Source organism: Pseudoalteromonas piscicida (assembly GCF_002744175.1).
GTDB lineage: Bacteria > Pseudomonadota > Gammaproteobacteria > Enterobacterales > Alteromonadaceae > Pseudoalteromonas > Pseudoalteromonas piscicida_B.
In genome coordinates this window covers 1-712 of the sequence record NZ_NKHF01000130.1, presented here as the reverse complement: position 1 = coordinate 712, position 712 = coordinate 1, and the positions used below count along the sequence as shown (strand labels likewise).

General features: G+C 49.2%; 1 protein-coding gene. It reads right to left on the bottom strand.

Going from position 1 to position 712, the window contains the following annotated elements; genetic code table 11:
• The coding region (locus CEX98_RS22065) for a condensation domain-containing protein (RefSeq protein WP_242441786.1) at positions 1-712 on the bottom strand (712 nt) is incomplete at both ends.

Below are 712 nucleotides of genomic sequence, written 5' to 3'. Positions count from 1 at the left end.
AACCTGCTCATTGTTTTGCAATGTAAATAGCACTTGGAATATCGGGCTGTGTGACAAGCTGCGCTCAGGGTTAAGCTCATCCACTAACATATCAAACGGTACATGCTGGTTGTCCTGAGCTTCTAAGATACGCTCCTTACTTTGCGCTAATAACTCCTCAAAACTGTTTACGTCACTTAAGTCGTTACGCAACACCAATGTATTCACAAACATGCCGATAAGTGGCTCTATATCTTGATGGGTTCTACCCGCCACTGGGGTCCCCATCACAATATCATGCTCTCCACTGTATCTGTGTAACAGCGCTGCAAACACCGCCTGCAGATACATGAACAAGGTGACTCCTTGCGATTGACAGGCCGCTTTAAGCTCTGCTGTCACGCCAGTATCAAGATGAGACACTAGTGTTCTGCCTGCAAACTGCTGCTCTGCAGGTCGTGCCTTGTCTAAGGGTAAATTATGCACCTGCGGGATATTCGCTAGGCGCTGCTGCCAGTACTCAAGCTCTCCGGATAGCAGCCCTTCTTGTTGGTACTCTCGCTGCCACGACGCATAGTCACCGTATTGCACTGCCAGCGGCGTTAGCTGAACCTCTGCCCCCGAGTGATAATGCGCGTAGAATGCACCCAGCTCTTTAATTAACAGCCCTATCGACCAGCCATCTGCCACAATATGATGAATATTCACCAGCAGATGGTGCTTCTCATCACTG